This is a genomic window from Streptomyces flaveus (assembly GCF_014647675.1).
In the GTDB taxonomy this organism is placed as follows: domain Bacteria; phylum Actinomycetota; class Actinomycetes; order Streptomycetales; family Streptomycetaceae; genus Streptomyces; species Streptomyces flaveus.
In genome coordinates, this window is record NZ_BMPQ01000100.1 from 1 (window position 1) to 629 (window position 629).

Sequence of the window (629 nt, forward strand, 5' to 3'; positions counted from 1 at the left end):
GTTGTATTAAAACAATTTTCAAAATAGGAGGAAAGAAATAATTGAGTGAAAATATTAAAAAAACCTCATTAGGTATCACAGGCATGACATGTGCAGCTTGCTCGAATAAAGTAGAAAAAAATCTAAATAAATTAGATGAAGTTAACGCTAATGTAAATCCTTCTACAGAGAAAGCTACAATTGAATATAACCCCAATGTTACATCATTAGAAGATATTGCAAATACAATTCAAAAAACAGGTTATGGAGTTTTAACCGAAAAAGTGGATCTCGATGTAATGGGAATGACGTGTGCAGCTTGTTCGAATAAAATCGAAAAAGTTTTAAATCGAATCTCAGGTGTAAATAAGGCTACAGTTAATTTAACCACAGAAAGTGCTACTGTAGAATACAACCCTGATATGACGTCTGTAGATGAATTTCAACAACGTATTAAAAACCTAGGGTATGAGGCACAACCTAAAAAAGAAGCATCAGAAAAAAGTTCCCAAAAAGAAAAACAATTAAAACGACAGTTAATTAAATTAGTTGTTTCAGCTGTTTTAGCAGCTCCATTGTTAATGACAATGTTCGTTCATTTATTTGGTATTCAAATACCACATATATTTATGAACCCGTGGTTCCAATTT

1 protein-coding gene is annotated in these 629 nt (G+C 31.5%); it reads left to right on the plus strand.

The features are described 5' to 3' along the window. Window positions 1-41: 41 nt before the first annotated feature. The coding region (locus IEZ21_RS49295) for a heavy-metal-associated domain-containing protein (protein ID WP_189327923.1) at window positions 42-629 on the plus strand (588 nt) is incomplete at its 3' end.